This window comes from Mycobacterium lehmannii (genome assembly GCF_002245535.1).
Lineage (GTDB): Bacteria > Actinomycetota > Actinomycetes > Mycobacteriales > Mycobacteriaceae > Mycobacterium > Mycobacterium lehmannii.
The window spans coordinates 1-4,646 of sequence record NZ_NKCN01000057.1; the positions used below are offsets into that span (position 1 = coordinate 1).

At 70.1% G+C, this 4,646-nt stretch carries 9 protein-coding genes; 7 read left to right on the forward strand and 2 right to left on the reverse strand.

The window, feature by feature from the left end:
• Positions 1-159: 159 nt before the first annotated feature.
• The 7 genes from CEX87_RS26720 to CEX87_RS26750 all read left to right on the forward strand — a co-directional run bounded on the left by CEX87_RS26720 (position 160) and on the right by CEX87_RS26750 (position 4,215).
• The gene (locus tag CEX87_RS26720) at positions 160-525 is read left to right on the forward strand and encodes a hypothetical protein (protein ID WP_006247667.1); all 366 of its coding nucleotides are present in this window, start codon (positions 160-162) and stop codon (positions 523-525) included.
• Positions 526-607: 82 nt separating this feature from the next.
• A complete protein-coding gene (locus tag CEX87_RS26725) occupies positions 608-1,150 on the forward strand; it encodes a hypothetical protein (protein WP_011767735.1) in 543 nt (180 codons plus the stop codon).
• Positions 1,151-1,556: 406 nt separating this feature from the next.
• A complete protein-coding gene (locus CEX87_RS26730; RefSeq protein ID WP_006247664.1) occupies positions 1,557-1,868 on the forward strand; it encodes a hypothetical protein in 312 nt (103 codons plus the stop codon).
• 381 nt (positions 1,869-2,249) lie between these two features.
• A complete protein-coding gene (locus tag CEX87_RS26735) occupies positions 2,250-2,543 on the forward strand; it encodes a hypothetical protein (RefSeq protein WP_006247759.1) in 294 nt (97 codons plus the stop codon).
• A gap of 25 nt (positions 2,544-2,568) precedes the next feature.
• Positions 2,569-3,018 carry a hypothetical protein gene (locus CEX87_RS26740; RefSeq protein ID WP_006247758.1) on the forward strand — a complete coding sequence of 150 codons (450 nt, stop codon included), beginning with the start codon at positions 2,569-2,571 and terminating at the stop codon, positions 3,016-3,018.
• Between the two features lie 398 nt (positions 3,019-3,416).
• Complete coding sequence (locus CEX87_RS26745) at positions 3,417-3,704, forward strand: hypothetical protein (protein ID WP_006246416.1); 288 nt, start codon at positions 3,417-3,419, stop codon at positions 3,702-3,704.
• 124 nt (positions 3,705-3,828) lie between these two features.
• Positions 3,829-4,215, forward strand: a complete 387-nt coding sequence (locus CEX87_RS26750; protein ID WP_006246415.1) for a hypothetical protein — start codon at positions 3,829-3,831, stop codon at positions 4,213-4,215.
• Between the two features lie 85 nt (positions 4,216-4,300).
• Here the strand turns inward: CEX87_RS26750 and CEX87_RS27885 are convergent, their stop codons facing one another.
• Together CEX87_RS27885 and CEX87_RS27800 are read right to left on the reverse strand one after the other, a co-directional pair.
• On the reverse strand, positions 4,301-4,423 hold the full coding sequence (locus CEX87_RS27885; RefSeq protein WP_268949778.1) for a hypothetical protein: 123 nt from the start codon (positions 4,421-4,423) through the stop codon (positions 4,301-4,303).
• A 2-nt stretch (positions 4,424-4,425) separates the two neighbouring features.
• Positions 4,426-4,646, reverse strand: a 221-nt coding sequence (locus CEX87_RS27800) for a hypothetical protein (protein WP_233151545.1), incomplete at its 5' end; no start/stop codon positions are given.

Sequence of the window (4,646 nt, forward strand, 5' to 3'; positions counted from 1 at the left end):
GTGACCTTTTCGGCCTTATCAAGCTCGCTGCCGCTCGCGGGCCGAAAACCCTGCTCCGTGCGCCGTCGGCTCTTCGGGGTTGACCGCCCACCCTCACCCGATTGACCGCTCCCCAGCGCTGACCGGCGCACCACTCACCACGAGAAACGGGAGAACATCATGACCACCACCACCGCCACACCCACCGTGCCCACCACCGTGTACCTCAACGAGGCCCCCGCAAGTTTCCTCGGTTTCAACCGCGCCGCACCCGCGCGGCTGCGCGCCGCCGCAACTTTCAACCTGCCCATCCCCACCGACACCCGACCACAGCAGACCGCCATCAGCGCCGCACTCGAGCACATCTTCGACGAGCTCAACTGCGAACCCACCACCACCTGGGCCACCGGATGGCGCCACGCCGGACACCGCAGCCTGTCCGTCGGCGACGTCGTAGTCATCGGCGAAACCGCCTGGGCCGTCGCCTCGGTGGGTTGGAACCCCGTGTCCACCGACGAACTCACCGCAGCCATTGATCGGTCCTGACCACCCGATCGGGCCCCGCCCCGGCGCGGGGCCCGATCACCACCCCAGCTCATCCATCACCCATCCTTGAAAGGACACCACCATGGGCCAATACTTCAACCCCGTCATCGTCGACCCCACGGGCCGACCCCTGGCCGCCCTCAACCCCGCCACCTACGGCGCCGGACCCAAACTGTCCACCCACACCCGCGCCGACTCCCCGCTCATGACCGCCGTGGAAATACTGCTCACCCTCGACGGCGGCGCCCGCCTGGTCTGGGCCGGCGACTACGAGGACCCCGACGACGACCAGGATGCGCTGTATTGGCTCGTCGAACCCCAGCATTTCGTGTGCTTCGCCGGTCTCATCGACCCCGACGAGCCAGTCACCCCCAACGCTGAAGCGCCCGCAGCACTGCCGGCCCACAGGTACATCTGCAACCCCGACAAGCGCCAGTACCTCGACAAAGACCACTTCGGTGTCGACGACTACGGCATCCGGCGCTCCCCCCTGCCCTGGCTCACCGCCGAAGGCGGCCTCGCCACACAGAGACGCCACACCACCTGGGCCCGCGACCGCATCTACCTCGCAGCCCAGCACCCAGGCCCCGGATGGACCGAAGTGCCCGCCCTGCTCTGGGTCTGACCAACCACCAGCCCGCCCGGGTCCGCGCAGCCGCGCGGGACCGGCGGGCCTGCGGTGTCTTCCGGTCCGCCGCCCCCTGTCGGCCGGCGCGCCCGGAGGCGCGGAGGCCCGCCTGCGGCGGGCGTGGGTTTGGGTAGCTGCTCACCTTTAACCGTTCAGCTGGGTCGCCCAGTGTGACCGACGAGGCCCCGTCACGCGCAACCCACACCCGCGCCGAACTGCGCAGGCCGAGTGACCTTTTCGGCCCAACGCCAGCTCACCAGGGCGCTGCGCGCCGGCTCGCGCGGGCCGAAAACCCTGCTCCGCTCGTCACGGCCTCTTCGAGGTTGCGCGCGCCACCCCGCCGGTCCCCTGCACCCCAGCGCTAACCGGCGCAGCAAATACCGCAGACGAACGGAGAACAACCATGACCTACCCCCTCGACGACTTCTGGGCCAACGTCGACGCCGCCCTGACCCGCTGCGCAGAGGCCACCACCGTCGAAGACGTCATCACCATCCTCAACGAACACTTCAACCCCTCCAGCGGCGCCGCCTTCTTCGGCGGCTCCGGGGGCGACACCCAGCTCCTCGACAAGCTCTACTGGGACCGAGCCGACAACACCTGGCGGGTCGTCCGCTACGACGCCCCCTACTACTGGTGCCTGGCCGACACCAACGGCGACCTGCTCACCTACATCGAAGGCGACGTCTACCGCGGCAACACCATGACCGACTAACCCGCCGCCCCCGGCCGGTGTCCGCGCAGGGTGCGGGCATCGGCTGGTGTGGTGTCTTCGCCGTGCGCGGGCGCCGGCGCACTAGGTGCGACCGGCGGATGCCCGCCTGCGGCGGGCGTGGTCCGTAGCCCCTCACCTTTAACCGTTCAGCTGGGTCGCCCAGTGTGACCGACGAGGCCCCGTCACGCGCAACCCACACCCGCACCGAACTGCGCAGGCCGAGTGACCTTTTCGGCCCTATCAAGCTCGCTGCCGCTCGCGGGCCGAAAACCCTGCTCCGCTCGTCACGGCCTCTTCGAGGTTGCGCGCGCCACCCCGCCGGTCCCCCGCAACCCCAGCGCTAACCGGCGCACCCAACCCGTACACGAACGGAGAACAACCATGGAGATCGACTACGGCCTGGCCTGGGACTTCCTCGACGACCACGACAGCCGGCCCTACCAACTGCGCTTCCGCCGCAACGGGTGGTTCGACGACACCGGCCAACTCATCGCCGTCGTCGCCAAGTTCGACCACCCCGACAACGGACACACCCTGCCCATCAGCCGAGCCGACGTCGACTTCAACGACGTCGAGCAGGCCATCGACGGCTGGCAGAACTGGGCCCGAATTACCGACTCCACCGTCAGTCTCGCCGCTATCCGCCGCCGCCTCACCGCCGCCGGGCTCGTCTAACCCCACCCCCAGAAAGGAACCCACCATGAGCGCATTCATCGTCGACCCCGAACACATCCACGTCCTGCTCTGGGCCGCCAGCCGGCCCACCAGCCCCTACGGACCCCTGGTCTGGTACTACGACAACCCCAGCCGAGAAGGCCGGCTCACCGACGACGCAATCGACACCGTCGGACAGATGCTTGTCGACGAGAACGCCGCCTCCGTCAACTACCGCTACGACGAAGACGACGCCTATATCTACGCCTACCAGCAGCCCCGCCACACCACCTGGAGTGGTGTCGAGCTGATCAAAGCTCTGCACTGCTACGAATACCAGTCCTGCGAGCACCCCGGCTGGCGCACCAGCCAAGCCCACTCCTTCTGCCGCGCCCTCGAACGCCGCCTCATCGGCGAACTGCCCGGCTACGACGACGCGCCCTGGGCCATCAGCAGCCTCGACACCCCCGCCGCCGAACGACGGGCCGACACCTAACCGGCACCCACCGGCCGGTGTCCGCGCAGGGTGCGGGCATCGGCTGGTGTGGTGTCTTCGCCGTGCGCGGGCGCCGGCGCACTAGGTGCGACCGGCGGATGCCCGCCTGCGGCGGGCGTGGTCCGTAGCCCCTCACCTTTAACCGTTCAGCTGGGTCGCCCAGTGTGACCGACGAGGCCCCGTCACGCGCAACCCACACCCGCGCCGAACTGCGCAGGCCGAGTGACCTTTTCGGCCCAATGCCAGCTCGCCAGGGCGCTGCGCGCCGGCTCGCGCGGGCCGAAAACCCTGCTCCGCCCGTCGCGGCCTCTTCGAGGTTGCGCGCGCCACCCCGCCGGTCCCCCGCAACCCCAGCGCTAACCGGCGCAGCAAATACCGCAGACGAACGGAGAACAACCATGACCCTCGCCGCCAACCCCTGGTCCGTCACCGACCACGACCCCACCAGCAACCTCAACGCCGGTCCCAGCACCACGGCGGTGCTGGCCTACGCCCGCGCCGACATCCACTCCGCCGTGGCCGCAGCCGACGACCCACACCGCCGCCGCCAATACGCCCTGTCGGCCCGCGACAACGCCGTCACCGTCCTGCTCGCCGGCGACGCCAGCCCCGACGAGCTCCGCCACGCCGAGTACTACCTGGCCGACGCCGAAGCCTTCATCGCCGCCACCGCCCCGACCCACTAGGGCGCCACCGACCGCACCCCGGGACCCGCACTGCGCGGGCCCGGGGTGCACCGCACATCACCGACCGCACATCACCGACCGCACATCACCCTCAGCGCGCACCGCGCTCCGTGAAAGGACTGCCATGACGCACACCGACACCCTCAACACCTTGAGCGCACTGCGCACCGCGCTCATCGAGCGCACCGAGCCAACCGCCGACCTCGCCGAGCGCACCGCCGTCGTGCTCACCGGCGCGCACGCGCGCCACCTCGCCGGCGTCGCCGACCGCCACGAAGCCCGCGCCGCGGCGCTTTACGAGCGCATCGCCACGCACCTGGGCCCGCGGCCGATCGCCGCAGCGGCCTACGTGCTCGCCGCCCAATGCGCCTTCCTGGCCGCCGACTACCGCCGCACCGCGGCCCTGCTCGCCGCCGCCGAAACTCATGCCGCCCGCCACGGCGGCGACGTGCCGCCACTGGCCCGACTGCTCAAACTCGACCACCGCGTCAGCGTCCACACCGCACCCTGACCCCAGACACCAAGAGAGCCGGCACGCCCTGTCCTCGTGACAGACAGCGTGCCGGCTCTCTTTTTCCTCCGGTCCAGCGCCGGCCTCAATAGCTGATGCCGGCGCTGAGCCCCGCGCTCATCCAGTCCCACAGCTGGCCGCCCACCAGCCACGCCAACACCGCGCCTTCTGCAGCCACCGCCGCCAGCGCCGCCCAAATCTTGCCCATCCTCACCCCCTTTGCTCCGTAGCTGCTGACTGCTCACACAGCTGCGCCAGCCACGCCCTGCGGTCCGCCCCGACCCGCTGCCACGCCCGCATCGACCGCCAGGTCGCCGGGATCGGCGCCCACGGCGCCCACGCCGCTCGCGCGGCGCCGCCGGCCTGCCCTTCACCTCTCACAAGCCCACTCACCTCCACTTCGTCCCCCACACCCCAACTCTTTCCATCCC